This window comes from Aminobacter sp. J44, from assembly GCF_007829415.1.
Lineage (GTDB): Bacteria > Pseudomonadota > Alphaproteobacteria > Rhizobiales > Rhizobiaceae > Aerobium.
This window is the reverse complement of record NZ_VLJG01000049.1, coordinates 1-16,411: the sequence shown is the minus strand read 5'-3', so window position 1 is coordinate 16,411 and position 16,411 is coordinate 1. Positions and strand designations below refer to the sequence as shown.

The 16,411-nt window shown below is 61.9% G+C and carries 17 protein-coding genes and 1 tRNA gene; 11 read left to right on the top strand and 7 right to left on the bottom strand.

Annotation, left to right across the window (positions count from 1 at the left end; translation table 11 throughout):
• Positions 1 to 436 precede the first annotated feature (436 nt).
• Together L610_RS15865 and L610_RS15860 are read left to right on the top strand one after the other, a co-directional pair.
• On the top strand, positions 437 to 1,423 hold the full coding sequence (locus tag L610_RS15865; RefSeq protein ID WP_024849769.1) for an RluA family pseudouridine synthase: 987 nt from the start codon (positions 437 to 439) through the stop codon (positions 1,421 to 1,423).
• Positions 1,423 to 2,208: an ATP12 family chaperone protein gene (locus tag L610_RS15860; RefSeq protein ID WP_024849770.1), complete on the top strand. Its 786-nt coding sequence runs from the start codon at positions 1,423 to 1,425 to the stop codon at positions 2,206 to 2,208. Before L610_RS15865 ends, L610_RS15860 begins: the two co-directional genes overlap by 1 nt.
• Here the strand turns inward: L610_RS15860 and L610_RS15855 are convergent, their stop codons facing one another.
• The 5 genes from L610_RS15855 to moaA all read right to left on the bottom strand — a co-directional run bounded on the left by L610_RS15855 (position 2,209) and on the right by moaA (position 6,910).
• Complete coding sequence (locus L610_RS15855; protein WP_024849771.1) at positions 2,209 to 3,078, bottom strand: NAD(P)-dependent oxidoreductase; 870 nt, start codon at positions 3,076 to 3,078, stop codon at positions 2,209 to 2,211.
• Positions 3,079 to 3,087: 9 nt separating this feature from the next.
• Positions 3,088 to 3,600, bottom strand: coding sequence for a molybdopterin-guanine dinucleotide biosynthesis protein B (gene mobB, locus L610_RS15850; RefSeq protein ID WP_024849772.1), 513 nt, complete (start codon positions 3,598 to 3,600; stop codon positions 3,088 to 3,090).
• Positions 3,601 to 3,608: 8 nt separating this feature from the next.
• Positions 3,609 to 4,811, bottom strand: coding sequence for a multidrug effflux MFS transporter (locus L610_RS15845; protein ID WP_024849773.1), 1,203 nt, complete (start codon positions 4,809 to 4,811; stop codon positions 3,609 to 3,611).
• A gap of 73 nt (positions 4,812 to 4,884) precedes the next feature.
• A complete protein-coding gene (locus tag L610_RS15840) occupies positions 4,885 to 5,805 on the bottom strand; it encodes a DMT family transporter (protein ID WP_024849774.1) in 921 nt (306 codons plus the stop codon).
• A gap of 94 nt (positions 5,806 to 5,899) precedes the next feature.
• A complete protein-coding gene (moaA, locus tag L610_RS15835) occupies positions 5,900 to 6,910 on the bottom strand; it encodes a GTP 3',8-cyclase MoaA (protein WP_024849775.1) in 1,011 nt (336 codons plus the stop codon).
• Positions 6,911 to 7,088: 178 nt separating this feature from the next.
• Here moaA and L610_RS15830 point away from each other — a divergent pair, with 178 nt between their 5' ends.
• The gene (locus L610_RS15830) at positions 7,089 to 7,445 is read left to right on the top strand and encodes a gamma-butyrobetaine hydroxylase-like domain-containing protein (RefSeq protein WP_024849776.1); all 357 of its coding nucleotides are present in this window, start codon (positions 7,089 to 7,091) and stop codon (positions 7,443 to 7,445) included.
• 72 nt (positions 7,446 to 7,517) lie between these two features.
• Here L610_RS15830 and L610_RS15825 read toward each other — a convergent pair whose 3' ends face one another.
• On the bottom strand, positions 7,518 to 8,021 hold the full coding sequence (locus tag L610_RS15825) for an outer membrane protein assembly factor BamE (RefSeq protein WP_024849777.1): 504 nt from the start codon (positions 8,019 to 8,021) through the stop codon (positions 7,518 to 7,520).
• Between the two features lie 107 nt (positions 8,022 to 8,128).
• On the opposite strand from L610_RS15825, the gene L610_RS15820 reads away from it, so the two are divergent.
• From L610_RS15820 to L610_RS15795, 6 genes are all read left to right on the top strand, one after another.
• Positions 8,129 to 8,668, top strand: coding sequence for a ubiquinol-cytochrome C chaperone family protein (locus L610_RS15820; protein WP_024849778.1), 540 nt, complete (start codon positions 8,129 to 8,131; stop codon positions 8,666 to 8,668).
• Positions 8,669 to 8,675: 7 nt separating this feature from the next.
• The gene (locus tag L610_RS15815) at positions 8,676 to 9,224 is read left to right on the top strand and encodes a DUF177 domain-containing protein (RefSeq protein ID WP_024849779.1); all 549 of its coding nucleotides are present in this window, start codon (positions 8,676 to 8,678) and stop codon (positions 9,222 to 9,224) included.
• Positions 9,225 to 9,337: 113 nt separating this feature from the next.
• A complete protein-coding gene (gene plsX / locus L610_RS15810; RefSeq protein WP_144706247.1) occupies positions 9,338 to 10,402 on the top strand; it encodes a phosphate acyltransferase PlsX in 1,065 nt (354 codons plus the stop codon).
• Between the two features lie 3 nt (positions 10,403 to 10,405).
• Positions 10,406 to 11,377 carry a beta-ketoacyl-ACP synthase III gene (locus L610_RS15805; protein ID WP_144706245.1) on the top strand — a complete coding sequence of 324 codons (972 nt, stop codon included), beginning with the start codon at positions 10,406 to 10,408 and terminating at the stop codon, positions 11,375 to 11,377.
• A 126-nt stretch (positions 11,378 to 11,503) separates the two neighbouring features.
• Complete coding sequence (locus tag L610_RS15800) at positions 11,504 to 11,827, top strand: integration host factor subunit alpha (protein WP_024849782.1); 324 nt, start codon at positions 11,504 to 11,506, stop codon at positions 11,825 to 11,827.
• 95 nt (positions 11,828 to 11,922) lie between these two features.
• Complete coding sequence (locus L610_RS15795; RefSeq protein WP_024849783.1) at positions 11,923 to 12,468, top strand: MerR family transcriptional regulator; 546 nt, start codon at positions 11,923 to 11,925, stop codon at positions 12,466 to 12,468.
• Here the strand turns inward: L610_RS15795 and L610_RS15790 are convergent.
• Entirely contained in the window at positions 12,456 to 13,121 is a 666-nt protein-coding gene (locus tag L610_RS15790; protein ID WP_144706243.1) for a hypothetical protein, read from the bottom strand. The two genes, L610_RS15795 and L610_RS15790, sit on opposite strands and share 13 nt — an antisense overlap.
• Before the next feature lie 388 nt (positions 13,122 to 13,509).
• On the opposite strand from L610_RS15790, the gene L610_RS15785 reads away from it, so the two are divergent.
• Together L610_RS15785 and L610_RS15780 are read left to right on the top strand one after the other, a co-directional pair.
• Positions 13,510 to 13,586: transfer RNA gene (locus L610_RS15785), tRNA-Pro, on the top strand.
• A gap of 449 nt (positions 13,587 to 14,035) precedes the next feature.
• On the top strand, positions 14,036 to 15,841 hold the full coding sequence (locus L610_RS15780) for an AAA family ATPase (protein ID WP_144706241.1): 1,806 nt from the start codon (positions 14,036 to 14,038) through the stop codon (positions 15,839 to 15,841).
• Positions 15,842 to 16,411 lie beyond the last annotated feature (570 nt).

The window sequence follows — 16,411 nt, the reverse complement described above, 5'->3', positions numbered from 1 at the left end:
ATCGAGGGTGTCTTTGGAGACGTCGCAGCCGATGAAGTTTGGGTGTAAGGTCATGGGGCCTGTTCCTGTGGTGCGAGGTCTGGGTAAGCAGCCTCGTGCAACTGTTCAGGTTCAAAGCAGCACTGCGGGAAGGGGCCAGGCCATGCCACGGTCTGCTTTCCCAAGCGGAGGCGACCAGGATSCCMKCGGCCTCCTTCCCGCAACCATTCTACACCTCAGCAAACACACAGGATGCCACGGTCAAGCCCTGGCATGACGAAGGCGGAAATGAGCGTGGAACCGCGTGGCATGACAAAGGAGGCAGGGGGTAGCGCGTGGTCTGTAATGAAGGCACATTAGCCGCCCCCCAGCTACAAACAGGCCATTTTCGCTTTGTGGCTCGCGAAATTGCTCGCCTGATGCTATCTGGCCCGCTTGATACGAAGGTTGGCACCACATGGCAGGCGTAGAACAGATTACCGTCGAGCAGGGCGAGGCGGGCATGCGACTCGATCGCTGGTTCAAGACACATTTTCCGGGGCTCGGCTTCGGGCACCTGCAGAAGCTGCTGCGCTCGGGACAGATCCGCGTCGATGGCGGCCGCGCCAAGACCGACACCCGGCTTGAGCCTGGGCAGGTCGTGCGCGTTCCCCCGCTCGGCGTCGACCGGAAGGGCGACGAGCCGCTTACGGCAAAGAGCATCCGCAGCCAGGACGACGGCTCCGTCCTCCGGAAGATGATGCTGTACGAAGACCCGTCCGTGTTCGTTTTCAACAAGCCATCCGGTCTTGCGGTGCAGGGCGGCTCGGGCGTCGTGCGCCATGTCGACGACATGCTGGAAGCATTCCGCAACAAGAAGGGCGAAAAGCCGCGCCTGGTGCATCGTCTCGACCGCGATACGTCTGGCGTGCTGGTCGTTGCCCGCTCGCGCCTTGCCGCGATGAAGCTTGCTGAGGCGTTTCGGGGCCGCGATGCCCAGAAGACCTACTGGGCTCTCGTTAAGGGCGTGCCGAAGAAGCGGGAAGGCCGCATCTCGACCTGGCTGGTCAAGGAACAGACTCCGGATGGTGACCGTGTCCGCATCGCCAAGCATGGCGAGGACGGGGCCGATCACGCAGTCTCCAACTACCGCATCGTCGACCAGGCCGGCCAGTCGCTGACCTGGCTGGAGATGGAGCCGCATACCGGCCGCACGCACCAGCTGCGCGTCCACGCCGCCCATATCGGTTGCCCGATAATCGGCGACCCAAAGTACTTCGAGGCGGACACCAACTGGGAATTTCCGGGCGGAATCCAGAATCGACTACATCTGCATGCGCGCCGGATCGTTATCCCGCATCCGGATGGCAAGGGCGTGATCGACATCACCGCGCCGCTGCCGCCGCACATGCGCCAGAGCTGGAACCTGCTCGGCTTTGATGAGGCAACTGCAGAGGAAGAATGATGAGCGGCCTGTTTGACGGTGACATTCCGGACCCGAAAGATCCGGATCCGATCAAGCGCGCGCAGGCGAGCCTGAAGCCGCAATACCCGAAGCGGTTCTACAAGGAAGCGGCGGTGGCCGTGGTGGGTGAAGGCTTTGCCGTCCAGCTCGACGGCCGTCCGGTGCGCACGCCGGGAAGGGCAGTGCTCGCGCTTCCCACCGAGGCGCTGGCAAAGCTGGTCGCTGACGAGTTCGCCGCGCAGGATGAGCACATCGTCCCGATCAGCATGCCGGTGCTGCGCCTTGCCAACTCGGCGATCGACGGCGTGCTGCCGGAAATGCGCGCGGTGCTGGAAGACGTGGTGAAGTACGCCTCGTCCGACCTGCTCTGCTACCGCGCCGAAGGCCCCGAACGGCTGGTCGAGCGCCAGAGCAAAACTTGGGATCCGGTTCTGGAATGGGCGAAGACCGCGCTCGGCGCGCGCTTCTACCTGGCCGAAGGCGTCATGCACGTAGAGCAGCCGGCGGAGACGCTGGACGCGATACGCAACTGGCTGCTGCAGCGTGAGGAGCCGTTCCGGCTTGCTGCAATCCACACCATGACGTCGATCACCGGCTCGGCGCTGCTGGCGCTGGCGGCTGAAGCCGGCGCGTTCTCGGCCGACGATGTGTGGGAAGCCGCGCATCTCGACGAGCGCTGGACCTCCGAGCACTGGGGCGAGGACGCCGAGGCTATGGAGCGCGAAAGAAACAGGCGGCGCGATTTCGACGCCGCCCTGAAGACCTGCCAGGCGCTTTCGGCCTGATTACTTTTCGAGGCGGGCGAGCAGGGCCGATGTGTCCCAGCGGCCGCCTCCCATCTCCTGCACTTCCTTGTAGAACTGGTCGATCAGCGCGGTGACCGGGAGCTTGGCGCCGTTGCGGTCGGCTTCCCCAAGGCAGATCGCGAGGTCCTTGCGCATCCAGTCGATCGCGAAGCCGAAGTCGTAGCGGCCCTCGTTCATCGTCTTGTGGCGGTTCTCCATCTGCCACGAGCCCGCTGCGCCTTTCGAGATCACCTCAACCACCTTCTCGATGTCGAGGCCCGCCTTCTTGCCGAAGTGGATGCCTTCGGCGAGGCCCTGCAGCAAGCCGCCAATGCAGATCTGGTTGACCATCTTGGTGAGTTGGCCGGAACCGACGGGGCCCATCAGGCCGACCATGCGTGCATACGCGTCGATCACGGGCCGGGCACGGTTGAAGACATCCTCATCGCCGCCGCACATGACGGTGAGCACGCCGTTTTCGGCGCCAGCCTGGCCGCCGGAAACCGGCGCGTCGATGAAGTCGAAGCCGCGCTCCTTCGCGGCCGCATAGAGCTCTCGCGCCACTTCGGCCGAGGCGGTGGTGTTGTCGATGAAGATCGCGCCCTTCTTCATGGTGCTGAAGGCACCATCCGGGCCGAGCGTCACTTCGCGCAGGTCATTGTCGTTGCCGACGCAGGCGAAGACGAAATCCTGGTCCCGTGCAGCCTCAGCGGGCGTTCTGGCGAAGTGGCCACCATTCTCGGCGACCCACTTTTCTGCCTTCGCCTTGGTGCGGTTGTAGACCGTCACCACATGGCCGCCCTTTTCCGCGAGGTGCCGCGCCATCGGATAACCCATGACGCCCAATCCAAGAAACGCAACCTTTGCCATCCGCTCCTCCTATCCGTGTCGTGCAAGTCCAGCCGCCCCTTCGATGAAGTCGGCGATCGCAGAAATGTCGTTCAGGTCGAAGACGGGGACCGTAGCGTCCCCGACCTCATGATCCGCCGCGATGGCGATGATGTTCATGGACGCGGGCAGCGGCGAGCGGAAGCGCGCTTCCAGCCGCCTGACCTCGATCTTCGGATGCGCGTCTTTCTTGAAGCCCTCGACCAGAACGATGTCGCAGGGCGAGAGTTTCACCAGCAGCTCCTCGAGCGCCGGCTCTCCCTCGTCACGCAGCTCGTGCATCAGCGCCCAGCGGCGGCCAGTCGCCAGCAGAACCTCGCTCGCACCTGCGGCGCGGTGGCGAAAACTGTCGGTGCCTTCGTGGTCGACATCGGCGTCGTGATGGGCGTGCTTGATGGTTGAGACCTTGCGGCCCCGGGCGGTGAGCTCCGCGACCAACCGCTCCGTCAGTGTCGTCTTGCCCGAGTTCTTCCAGCCCGAGATGCCGATGACCCGCTGTTCCACGACCTGCCTCAACCGTGCTCCTGCCTTCTGGATACACTCCTGACGTACAGGGAAGTCAGCACGGATGCAAAGGACGAAATCACCATCAGCCAGAGGAGCGGGTAGGGACCCGTTTCGCGCGAGATCAGCAGCCCCGCCATCACGGACAGAGCCGCGCCGCCGGCAATCTGCAACGCGCCGCCGAGGCCCGACGCGCTACCGGCAAGATGCGGGCGCACGCTGACGATGCCCGCATTGGTGCTGGGTAGCGCAAGGCCGTTGCCGACGCCGACGAGCCCTGCGGGCAGGAACAGCGACAGCGGGTGGTCGAATCCGGCGAAGAAGAGGATGAGTGAGACGATCATCGCAACGAGGGCGAGGGCATTGCCGCTCAGCATCATCACATCGACACCGAGCCGCATGGTGTAGCGGCCCGACAGGAAGTTGCCGATGATGTAGCCCATCGACATGATGCCGAAATAGAAGCCGTAGGCGGCGGGGCCGAGGCCGAGGATTTCTGTTGCGACGAACGGGCCGCCGCCGAGGAAGGCGAAGAAGGTGCCGGTCGTGAAGGCGGCCGTGGCGGAATAACCCCAGAAGCGGCGCGACGTCAGCAGCTCCGGATAGCTGCGGAACTGGGCCGCCATGCTGGAGGAACGCACCCGGTTCGTCTCGCCAAGGTCTATCCAGACCAGGACAATGCTGAGGATGCCAAAGGCAAGCATGGTAATGAAGGAAGCCTGCCAGCCATAGGCGACGTCGAGCATCCCGCCGATCACAGGCGTAATAGTTGGCACGAAGGCCATGCCCATGGTGATGTAAGCAATCTTGCTCGCCGCCTCGTTGGTGGCGACCGTGTCGCGAACCATGGCACGGGCCAGCACCATGCCTCCTGCCGCAAAAGCTTGCAGCACGCGGGCGAAGAGCAGCACTTCGATTGTCGGCGCAAACAGCGCGACGATGGTGCCGATGACGAAGGTGATCAGCGAAAACAGCATTACCGGCCGGCGGCCGAAGCGGTCGGAGGCCGGGCCGATGAACAGCTGGATGAAGGCCTGTGAAAACAGGTAGAGGGTTACCGTCAGCTGCATGACCGAGTAATCGGCGGCGAAATACCGCGCCATTCCCGGAAGCGACGGGAGGAACATGTTCATCGCCAGCGGGCCGATGGAGGCCGACAGCGTCAACGTCACGATGTGCGGAGGCGTGACCCGGTTTGGGAAGGACGGCATGGCATTCCGATTCGAAAAAGTTAATACGCTAAATATTCTCCGGCATGGCGGCCGGGGCAATCCCCGATGCGTTTCAGAGCCCGTCAGGTGCCATGCTTGGCCCGGTGCTCTGGGCCGCCATCTTCTTCTTGCCGACCTTGCGCTCGCGGTAGAGCGTGTAGATGCCCGAGGCGATGATGATCGCGGCGCCCGTTAGAGTAACTGCATCCGGAATATCGCCGAAGACGATGAAACCGAGTGCGATCGCCCAGAGCAGCGCCGTATAGCGGAAGGGTGCAACGAAGGAGACGTTGCCCTCGCGCATCGACATGATAAGGAACTGGTAGCCGAACAGCAGCACGACCGCTGCCGACATGATGATCGAGAAGTGGAAGCCGCTCATCGGCCGCCAGCCACCGAGCGGGACGATAATGACTGCGCCTGCGATGGTGACGATCGCTGCGGTGAGCGTCGAAACCAGCATGGATGGCACCTCGCGCGGAATGCGGCTGGTGGCAAGGTCGCGCACGGCGCAGAACGAGACGGAGATAAGCGTCAGAACGGAGTAGGCGTTAAAGCCCTCCATGCCGGGGCGCACGACGATCATCACGCCGGTAAAGCCGGCGGCGATTGCCAGCCAGCGGCGCCAGCCGACCATTTCGCCCAGGAACAGTGCCGCGCCCATGGTCACGGCCAGCGGCAGAGCCTGCATGATCGCGTGGACGTTGGCGAGCGGCATGTGCGACAGCGCCGCCATAAAGGTCATGGTCGCGCCGACTTCGCCGATGCCGCGCCACAGCACGCTCATGTGCAGCAGTTGCTTCCAGTTTCGGAAGAAGCCCTGGTGCCAGGTAAGCAGGCCGATGAGCAGCGTTGCCGCGCAGCCGCGCACGAAGAGCAGCTGGCCGACATTCATGGGACCGATAACATATTTCGAAATGGCGTCGCTGATCGTAAAGCCAGCCATAGCGACAATCATGAAGATCGCGCTGCGCGTATTGGGGGAGAGTGGCAAGGCAGGCTCCGAAAACGCCGAGACGCGGAAGGAGTAGGGCGTCTCCTGGCATTCTGCAACGGACAGATAGGCCCAACGAATGGGCCATCCGCGTTCAGCCGCCGGTAACGCTCATGTGGCGGGAGACGGAAGGCTTCCGGGTACGCCGGTCGATGACGAAGTCATGCCCCTTCGGCTTGCGGCCGATCGCTTCATCGATGGCGCGCGAAACGGCCTCGTCGCCCTCGGACGCCCGGAGCGCGGCCCTCAGGTCGGCTGCGTCTTCCTGGCCGAGGCACATGTAGAGGGTGCCGGTGCAGGTGAGACGAACGCGGTTGCAGCTTTCGCAGAAATTGTGCGTCATTGGGGTGATGAAGCCGACACGCCCCCCCGTTTCCTTGACCTCGACGTAGCGGGCAGGGCCGCCAGTCTTGTAGGGAATGTCGGTGAGCGTGAACTGACGCTCAAGGTCGGCTCGCAGCTTTGACAGTGGCAGGTACTGATCCGTGCGGTCGGCGTCGATCTCGCCCATCGGCATGGTCTCGATCACGGTCAGGTCCATGCCGCGGCCATGCGCCCAGCGCAGCATGTCCGGGATCTCCTGATCGTTGAAGCCCTTGAGCGCGACCGCGTTGATCTTGATCTTGAGGCCGGCAGCCTGTGCTGCGTCGATGCCGCTCATCACCTTCGAGAAGTCGCCCCAGCGGGTGATCTCCCGGAACTTCTGCGGGTCGAGCGTGTCGAGCGAGACGTTGATGCGTCGAACGCCGCAGTCGGCAAGTTCGGTGGCGAAGCGCGCAAGTTGCGAGCCGTTTGTCGTCAGCGTCAGTTCCTCCAGCTCACCCGTTTTGAGGTGGCGGGAAAGGTCGCGGACAAGATGCATCACATTGCGACGCACCAGCGGTTCACCGCCAGTGAGGCGCAGCTTACGCACACCCTTGGAAATGAAGACGGAACACAGACGCTCAAGCTCCTCGAGCGTCAGCAAGTCTTTCTTCGGCAGGAAGGTCATGTCTTCCGCCATGCAGTAGGTGCAGCGGAAATCACAGCGGTCCGTCACAGAGACACGCAAATAGGTGATCGACCGCCCGAACGGATCGATCATGTTGCCGCTGCCAAACGTCATTGGATCACGCATTCTCCGCCCGCCGATGTGCGCTTGTCACCTTGCGGCACCGCCTCCTGTTTCAATCAATGTCGGACAATCCGCCAGCTAATTCAAGGGTGACACGCAGCATCAATCTGGCAAGGCGGCGAGCCGCAGGCTAAGTTCACACTAGTATGCATTGTATTGAGGTTATTTGATGAGTGCCCCGAGCGAGCTGCGCGTGTCGAAGGACAGGCGCCTGCTGACAGTCACCTTTCCCGGCCATCAGCCTTTCGAGTTTACTGCGGAGCTGCTGCGCGTTCTGTCGCCATCCGCAGAAGTACAGGGGCATTCGCCTGACCAGCGGGTGACGGTCCCCGGTAAGAAGGATGTCACGATCACGAAGATCGAGCCGGTGGGCAACTACGCAGTGCGCATCACCTTCAGCGATTTCCACGACAGCGGCATTTACACCTGGGGCTACTTTCACGAACTCGGGCACGAAAAGGAAGCCCGCTGGCAGGCGTATCTCGACGAGCTTGCGGACAAGGGGCTTTCGCGCGAGCCGCGATAGGCGAGGGGCCGTCAGGCAACAAAAAAAGGCGCGTCGGTGACGCGCCTTTGCTGTATCTGGCCGGTGCTTGCTTTAGCGGCCGGCACTCGGCAATTGCGGTGCGCCACCGGCAACGCCGGTGATGAGCTGGCCGATGAAGCTCTGGTCCTTGCCGCCCGTCGGCGTCGTGCGCGAGATGAAGTCGAACACCTTGCCGTCCTGCATGCCGTAGTGCGCGACCTTTTCGACGCGGCCTTCCTTATTCAGGTAGATCGCCAGCACCTGCTGGTCGACGACCTTGGGATTCATGAAGGCGATCGGGCGCTTGCGGGTCTGCGAGATGTAATAAAGAACTTCATTATCGAAGGTCGCCGTGGTGGAAGGCGAGCCAAGTGCAAGCAGAACCTGTTCGCGGCTCGAGCCAACCGGAACCATGTCGATCATCGCCTGGTCGATGACGTAGCCGTGGGTCAGCGTCTCGCTGGGCGTCAACTGGAGGCTGTTGGTTGCATTGCAGCCCGCAAGGAGAACGGCGAGGCCGGCAACCGCAAATACGCCACCCGCTTTGATGTTACGCGATCGCACCAATAACTCCATCAGTTCGTGTTCCGTGAACGGCTTGCACCGGACGGCAAAAGCGGTAAACCAGCTTTCAAAGCGATGCAACCGCGCTGCGCACCGAAACCTTCCGGAAGCCATTTGCCATGTTCAAGTTTCTGCGGGCTTTCCGCCGCAACTCCAATCGCGAGGTCACGGACTCGCTCTATGAGGCAATCGTGGCATCCGCGCGGCAGCCGCGTTTCTACGCCGAGTGGGATGTGCCGGACACGCCGATCGGCCGCTACGAGATGATCTCGATCCACATGTTCCTGTTCCTCGAGCGCACGCGCGGCGGCTCCGCCCCGCTTCTCCATCTGGCGCAGGACATCACCGACGAGTTCTTCAAGGACGTGGATCATTCGTTGCGCGAACTCGGCATCGGCGACACGGGTGTGCCGAAGCGCATGAAGAAGCTCGCGAAGATGTTCTATGGCCGCGCGGACTCCTATGGCCGCGCGCTGGCGGCGAAGGACCGTGACGCGCTGATGGCCGCGCTGTCGCGCAACATCATGCCGCAAAGAAATTCGCCATGGCCTCAAGTTGGCCATCTGGCTTCCTATATAGAGCGCGCATCCGAGTCGCTCGCCTCCCAGCCGGAGGCCGAGCTGCTTGCAGGGCGCATCCAGTTCCCCGTTGCGGAGTAATTGCGGGATGTTTGAAGATAAGGTCAGCCCCATCAGCCACAAGGTGCAGGTTTCCCGCCTGCCGAAGAACGGGCTGGAAGTGACCATCGAGGCAGATGAGGAGCAGCGCGAGCAGCTCGCCGAGGAGCATGCGCTGCGCTCGGTCGATGCGCTAAAGGCGACGCTCAATGTGACCGCCTGGAAGAAAGGCGGCGTCAAGGTCGCCGGCCGGGTCGTCGCCAACATCGTCCAGGACTGCGTTGTCACGCTCGAGCCGGTCGAACAGGTCGTCGACGAGGAGGTGAGCGGGCTCTACGTGCCGGAAGGCTCGAAGCTCGCCATTCCCGTTCGCTCGATCGAGGGTGAGATCCTGCTCGACGCCGAGGGCGAGGACAGTCCTGAAACGTTCAGCGGCGACTTCGTTGATGTCGGCCATCTCGCCGAGGAGTTCTTCGCGATGGGTATCGATCCCTATCCGCGCAAGCCGGGGGCTGAGGTGAAGTCCGTCGAAGACGACGAGGACGCGCCGCGCGGCCCCCTTTACGAGAAGCTGAAAGCACTCCAGAAGAAGTCCTGATTTCAGCGGATCGCTGCTAAATCCGGTTGTGCGGCGATCCAAAACCGCTATTTTCGCCCGAACTTGCCCAGTCTCCCCGTCGCCCGGGGACCAGATACGAGACGAACCAGCACTTGATACGCATCGCGATTGACGCCATGGGCGGAGACCACGGGCCGGAGGTTGTCATTCCCGGCCTCGACAAGGTGGCCGAGCGCCGCCCGGATGTCCGCTTTCTCATTTTCGGCCGCCAGGAGGCGGTGAAGCCCTTGCTCGCGCGCTATCCGCGCGTCGAGAAGGCAAGCGAGTTTTTCCATTGCGAGATCGCTGTCCGCATGGACGACAAGCCGAGCCAGGCGCTGCGCCAGGGCCGCTACAAGTCGTCGATGTGGAAGGCGATCGAGGCGGTGAAGAACGGGGATGCCGACGTCTGCGTCTCGGCCGGTAACACCGGTGCGCTGATGGCGATGTCGAAATTCTGCCTGCGCACGATGGTCTCGATCGAGCGACCGGCGATCGCGGCTATCTGGCCGACCGTGCGCGGTGAAAGCGTCGTACTCGACGTCGGTGCCACCATCGGCGCCGATGCCGACCAGCTGATCGACTTTGCGATTCTGGGCGCGGCGATGGCGCGGTCGATCTTCGGCATCGAGCGACCGTCGGTGGGCCTCCTCAATGTCGGCGTCGAGGAGATCAAGGGCCAGGAAGAGGTCAAGGAAGCGGGGCGCTTGCTGCGCGAGGCCAACCCGAAGTCGATGGACTACCACGGCTTCGTGGAGGGTGATGACATCGGCAAGGGCTCGGTTGACGTGGTCGTGACCGAAGGTTTCGCGGGCAACATTGCCCTCAAAACGGCAGAAGGCACCGCCAAGCAGATCGCACAGTATCTGCGTGCGGCGATGTCGCGCACCTTGATGTCCAAGATCGGCGCCATATTTGCGCGGGATGCCTTCCGGCGCCTCAAGGAAAAGATGGACGTACGCCGCGCCAATGGCGGCGTGTTCCTCGGACTGAACGGCATCGTGGTCAAGAGCCATGGCGGGGCAGACGACGAAGGTTTCGCCGCTGCCGTGGAGCTCGCTTACGACATGGGACGAAGCAAGCTGGTCGATGCCATCCGGCGCGACCTCGAGGCTTTCCATGGCAGTGCCGGCAAGCGTGATGTGGCAGGCGACGACGCCGTCAGTGAGGATTTGTAGGACATGCTAAGATCAGTCGTGCGCGGGGTAGGTACCGCACTGCCGCGCCGCATCATGAAGAATGCCGAGTTCGAGACGATGGTCGAGACGTCGGATGAGTGGATCGTCCAGCGCACCGGCATCACGCAGCGCCATATTGCGGCAGAGGACGAGACGACGGCCTCGCTCGGTGAAGCGGCTGCGCGCGCGGCACTCGCCAATGCTGGCCTGACACCCGACGACATCGACCTGATCGTGCTCGCGACCTCGACGCCAAACAACACCTTTCCGGCAACGGCGGTCGACATCCAGAACCGGCTCGGCATGCACCACGGCTTTGCCTTCGACATGCAGGCGGTTTGCTCCGGCTTCGTCTATGCGGTAACTACGGCGGACGCTCTCATGCGCGCCGGCAACCATCGTCGCGCGCTGGTCATCGGCGCCGAAACCTTCTCGCGCATCCTCGACTGGCAGGACCGGACCACCTGCGTGCTGTTCGGCGACGGCGCTGGCGCGATCGTGCTGGAGCTGCAGGAAGGCGAGGGCGGCATCGGCGACCGCGGTGTCCTGGCGTCCAGCTTGCGCGCTGACGGCAGCCACAAGGAGAAGCTCTACGTCGACGGCGGCCCATCGACCACCGGCACGGTCGGACATCTGCGCATGGAAGGCCGTGAGGTCTTCAAACACGCGGTTGGCATGATCACAGACGTGATCGAAGACGTATTTGCCAAGGGCGGCATCACCGCCGATGATCTCGACTGGTTCGTCCCGCACCAGGCGAACCGCCGCATCATCGACGCCTCGGCCAAGAAGCTTGGCATTGCCCCGGAGAAGGTCGTCATCACCGTCGACCAGCACGGCAACACGTCCGCGGCCTCGGTGCCGCTGGCGCTCGGCACGGCCGTTGCCGACGGCCGGATCAAGCAGGGCGACCTCGTCCTGCTCGAGGCGATGGGGGGTGGCTTCACCTGGGGTGCGGTCCTGCTGCGCTGGTAAATCGCGCAGCAGCCACCTGAATCGTTACAACTTGTAGGCGCGGGGTGCTTGACCTCGGCTGGTCTATTCCTTAACGTCCCGGAATATTGAGCCTTTTTCAACACTTCGAGATGGTTGGACGACCCGATGGGGGGAACTACAGTAACACGCGCTGACCTCGCCGAGGCCGTGTACCGTAAGGTTGGCCTGTCGCGCACGGAATCTGCCCAGCTTGTCGAGATGGTGCTCGACGAAATCTGCGAGGCGATCGTGCGCGGGGAGACGGTCAAGCTGTCGTCCTTCGCCACCTTCCAGGTGCGCGACAAGAACGAGCGGGTCGGCCGCAATCCGAAGACCGGTGAGGAAGTTCCGATCCTGCCGCGCAGGGTGATGACCTTCAAGGCGTCAAATGTGCTGAAACAGCGCATACTCCAGGCGCATCAGGAAGCAGCTAAGAAGGGGCGCAAGTAGCGCCCTTTTTGCTTTCGGGCGGGCACATTGCTTGAATGACCGCAGCCAAGTAGCTGTGATATCGTACGATTCGTACAATCGGAGCGCTTGATGCCATGGACAAGAGCCCGGACGCTTTCCGCACGATCAGCGAAGTAGCCGAACAACTCGACCTGCCGCAGCATGTGCTGCGTTTCTGGGAAACGCGCTTCACGCAGATCAAGCCGATGAAGCGCGGGGGCGGCCGCCGCTATTACCGGCCGCAGGATGTCGAGCTCATCAAGGGCATCCGCCACATGCTCTACGAGCAGGGCTACACCATCAAGGGCGTGCAGAAGCTGCTGCGCGAGAACGGCGTGCAGTTCCTTGTCGCCGTCGGCAATGGTGATGTCGCGGCCATTGATGTCATCACCAAACGGCGCCAGGCAGAGGCAGCTGCGGAGGAAGAGCATGCACAGGAGCATGCCCGCCTCGACAGCGAGATGCTGGTCGGCCAGCCGCGAGTGAAGCCCGGGCGGCGTTTTTTCGGCCTTGTGAAGGGCGACGAGGATGGTCCTGTGGGGGCCGACGACAGCCGGCTGTCACGCGACAACCGCGCGCTGCTTCAGGAAGCGCTGTTCGATTTGCTTGAGTGCAAGCGCCTGCTCGATCAGGTGAGATAGGCGGGCTGGCTGTTGCCGCTGACTGCCTGCGACTGCAGCTCGCCGAGCATGGCGTTGATCAGCGGTGGTGGCGGCGGTGCGTAGTCCGACGGTATGTGCCCGTACTCGATCACCCAGTCGCTGTACCAGGAAATGTTGTCGGCCAGGTCGGAAATGACCTGCGCGATGTCGTCGATCTCGACGGCGGTATAGCCACTTGGCAGGCTTGCCGCGTGAGCTGCCTCCAGGGCGCTGCTCAAGATCGGATCCCATTCCTCAAGCTGCGCGGTCCGCGCCGAGGGAAGCTGGATAACGCTTTCATCCCCGGTCTTGAGAACAAGCCGCGGTGCGTTATCGACGCGCTGGATCTGGTACTGGCTGAGCTGCAGCCGCAGGCGGCTGTGTTCGCAAACCATGCGAGAGAGCTGGGTCCATAGGTCCCGCGCCATGTCGTCGTGGATCCGCAGCTTGAGCATGTCCGACATGGCACGGAGCTTCTGCGGGAAGGGAGTGATGTTCTCCCACACGATGTCCGCCGCGCCCGGGTCGCGGGCGTCCATGCATCGTGACAGGACGTCAAGCAGCGAGCGTTCAAGCCGACGCCAGTGATGCAGCGTGCGCGCGACGCCCGTCAGGATGTCTTCAACCTGCGCATTCTTCTCGATCTGGCCCATGCTTCTCGTCCCACGTCGCAGTAACCCCGTCCAAACGTTATAGTAAAGTTGGTGTTGGTGCCAATATGGATAATTAATTCTTAGAAAAAGTGATTAACGTAGCGGCAGCTATATCGATTAGAATTCGAGCGGAACTGTACAGGTCGTTTTGGATGCAGTTTGGAAGGGTATTTTGTTTTTGTCGCTAACCGTAGCAAGATGTTGCCGAACGGCCCGAGGGCGGGGCTCTCGTGGGCCGGCATGGGGGCGGCGGCGCATTCGCCGATGACTGGACGCGCCATCTTGTTCTCTTTTGTAACAATTCCCGGGACCTGCAGCCTTTTTCCGTTGGCTCGTCGAAAAATGCCCTTGCCTAGCGGGGCCGCAATCTGTAGGGGTTCCGACGGTTCGGAGCGTAGCGCAGCCCGGTAGCGCACTTGACTGGGGGTCAAGGGGTCGTGGGTTCGAATCCCGCCGCTCCGACCATTTTCTCCTTGATATCCTTGGGGTTTATTCCTTGCCGGTTGTTATCGGCTTGGTGGAAAACGGAACGAAAGGCGCTCAAAGCGACTGTTCCGCAACATAAACTCCCGGAAAAGTCCCGAAGCAGTAGCGCGAATGTTCTGCATCCGTGCTGCTCTGCGAATCGGAATCACCCAAAAATTCGGCTTGATAGGAGGGATCAGTGAGAATCCTCTCGATCGTGCCGTGTCCAACTTACGCCAACACCGAGCGCTTTCCCTGCGTAGCGCGCTTCGATGTCGAGGTTGAGGGACGGCTTCGCCTTTACAATCTTCGTCTGCTACGCGCTCCAGACGGTACCCACCTTACGTATGCGCCAAGTGTCGCGGGTAAGCGATGCGCAACCTTCACACCGGATTTCGCAAAAGAACTGACCGCCGCTGCAATGGCGGCATTGGGAGGCCGTACAGCCAATGACAAGCTTTCCGCAGCCTAAGCCCATTTCCTCTCGAGACCGGGAAGCCATCATATTCGGCCTTTGCGACCGGTTGTGGGATCACGGCCATTGCATAACAAATGTCGTCCTCGSGCCAGCAAAGGAGGACGGTTCACCGGACTGGCAACGCGCCGCACCGGAGTTTTTCGAAAGCCTTCCCGCTGACGAATGGCCCGATGACGATCAGACCGCACGACGTGTTGCGGTGTCGGTCGACGGAATCGACGGCTGCGCCCGCGATACGTCATACTTGTTGTGGGTGGACGACGACGGCCAGGTCCAGCACGGGCGGATTGCGGGCTCGGCGGACGACGAGGCAATCGCCGAAGCTATCATCGCGCGCGATATAGGCGCCGAGCCGCAAAAGCGTGACCCTGGTATGGTGGCGCAGGCAGCGCAGAAGCTTCGTGAGGATATATTTCCGCTGAAACCAGCGAATGATAATGCGCCCCGCGGAGAAGAGCGGCTGCGGCGTCTGCAGAGAGAGTTTGGCGGCATTCTTCATGCTGACCGCTTGAGCGCGGTGGTGATTGGCAGAGACGCCGGCGAAATATTCATCAACGCGGCCGATGAGGCCGTTTTTCGAACGGTAAATGGGTTGGAGGTCGTCCTTCCTGAGGACAAGCCCATAACGGCTCGTCCTTTTGTTCTTCGTGATCCCGCCACCATCCCACCGCGTGAATGGCTGTATGGTCGTCACTACATCAGGCGTTACCTGACATCGACTGTAGGCGCTGGCGGTGGCGGTAAGTCTGCACATGCCATCCCCGAGGTCCTGTCTATGGTTACAGGACGACCGCTTCTCGACCCTGATGGCTCGCGCACGTCGCCTCTACGCGTCTGGTATGTGAATGCAGAGGATCCGCAGGATGAGATCGACCGACGCTTCCACGCGGCGGCAAAGCATTTCGCCGTTACCGCCGACGAGATTGCCGACAGGCTCTTCACCGATTCGGGCCGTGATCAAGAGTTTGTCGTGATGCGCCAGGAGGGTCGAGGCTTTAAAGTTTGTCAGCCTGTAATTGACGACATGGTGAGTGAAATTCAGCGCCGTCGGATCGATGTTGTGGTGATTGATCCGCTCGTTTCGACGCACGAAGTCCCCGAAAACGACAACAGTGCTATGCAGCGGGTCGCAAAGGCTTGGACCGAAGTTGCTGATCGGGCGAATTGCTGCGTCGAGGTCATCCATCACGTAGTCAAAGGACAAAACGAGGCGACTGCGGATAGCGCCCGTGGCGGCGGCGCGTTGAAGGATAAGGTGCGGAGTATGCGCGTTCTTAACGCGATGTCGCAGGCTGAGGCGGAGAAGGTCGGGCTGGAATCGCCAGCGGGTTACTTCAGGATCGACTTTGGAAAGGTGAACCTTGTAGCCGTTGGAAAGAGCCTGTGGCGTCGTATCGTTTCCGTCCCCTTGGGTAATGGCAAAGGGCTTGGTCAGGCCGGAGACGAAGTTGGCGTAGTGGAGCCTTGGCGCTGGCCTTCTCAGGAAGACCTTGCCGAGCAAGCCGCAGAGCAGCGACGAAACGTGGTGGCACATGTCTCTCCGGAAACACTCGCCGGCATCAAGGTGCGACTGGCGGCCAGTAGCTACAAGGCCGATCCCAAAGGGAAACCGTGGGCGGGCGAGGTACTACTTGAGGCCGGGCTGGCAACTAGCCGGGACGAGGCAAAGGCGATGCTGGGCGCCTGGGTCGATATCGGCGAGCTTGAGGTCGCCGAGGAAATTGATCCTGTAAGCAGGCATCCACGAAAATTCCTGAGACCAGTTGCGACGATGTAGAACGCGTCGTCGCAAAGGGTTGTCGCAATCGTCGCAAAAACAGCTGCGATGACGACCCAATCCCTTGGGGATGGGTCGTCGTTGCGGTGTGGTTGAAAGAAAATCGCATCGTCGCAGATGGCGTTATCGCACAGGCCGTGTTGAGTAAAAGAAACGATAGAGTGTTAGACACTACTTGACGCAAAGTCATTGTTATGGCAGCCAGACAATACCTGTCTAATCAGGCTGCTCGCCCCGCGATGTTGGTAGCGTCGGGGGCATAAGTCGGCGCCAGCCGGCAAAACAGCCATGACGGCCAGTGGGCCCGAGTGGCCCTGCGCCCACGCGCAGGCAAGGTTTAACCTTCAACCCGACCACCGACGGTCGGCCTACCATTCTCCCATTTTGAACTGACACTCGGAGTCCGTCCCTCGACTCCGTAATCGCACGCAGGGATTCCGCCCGCGGCACCGCGCGCCACGACGCGCTGAAACCAGAACGAAGGAGCAACGTATATGGAGCAGATTTTTGGGAACGAAGGAGCATCTTGCGGCCGAGACTAACGGCGAGCATCAACCCTGCCTCAAAGAC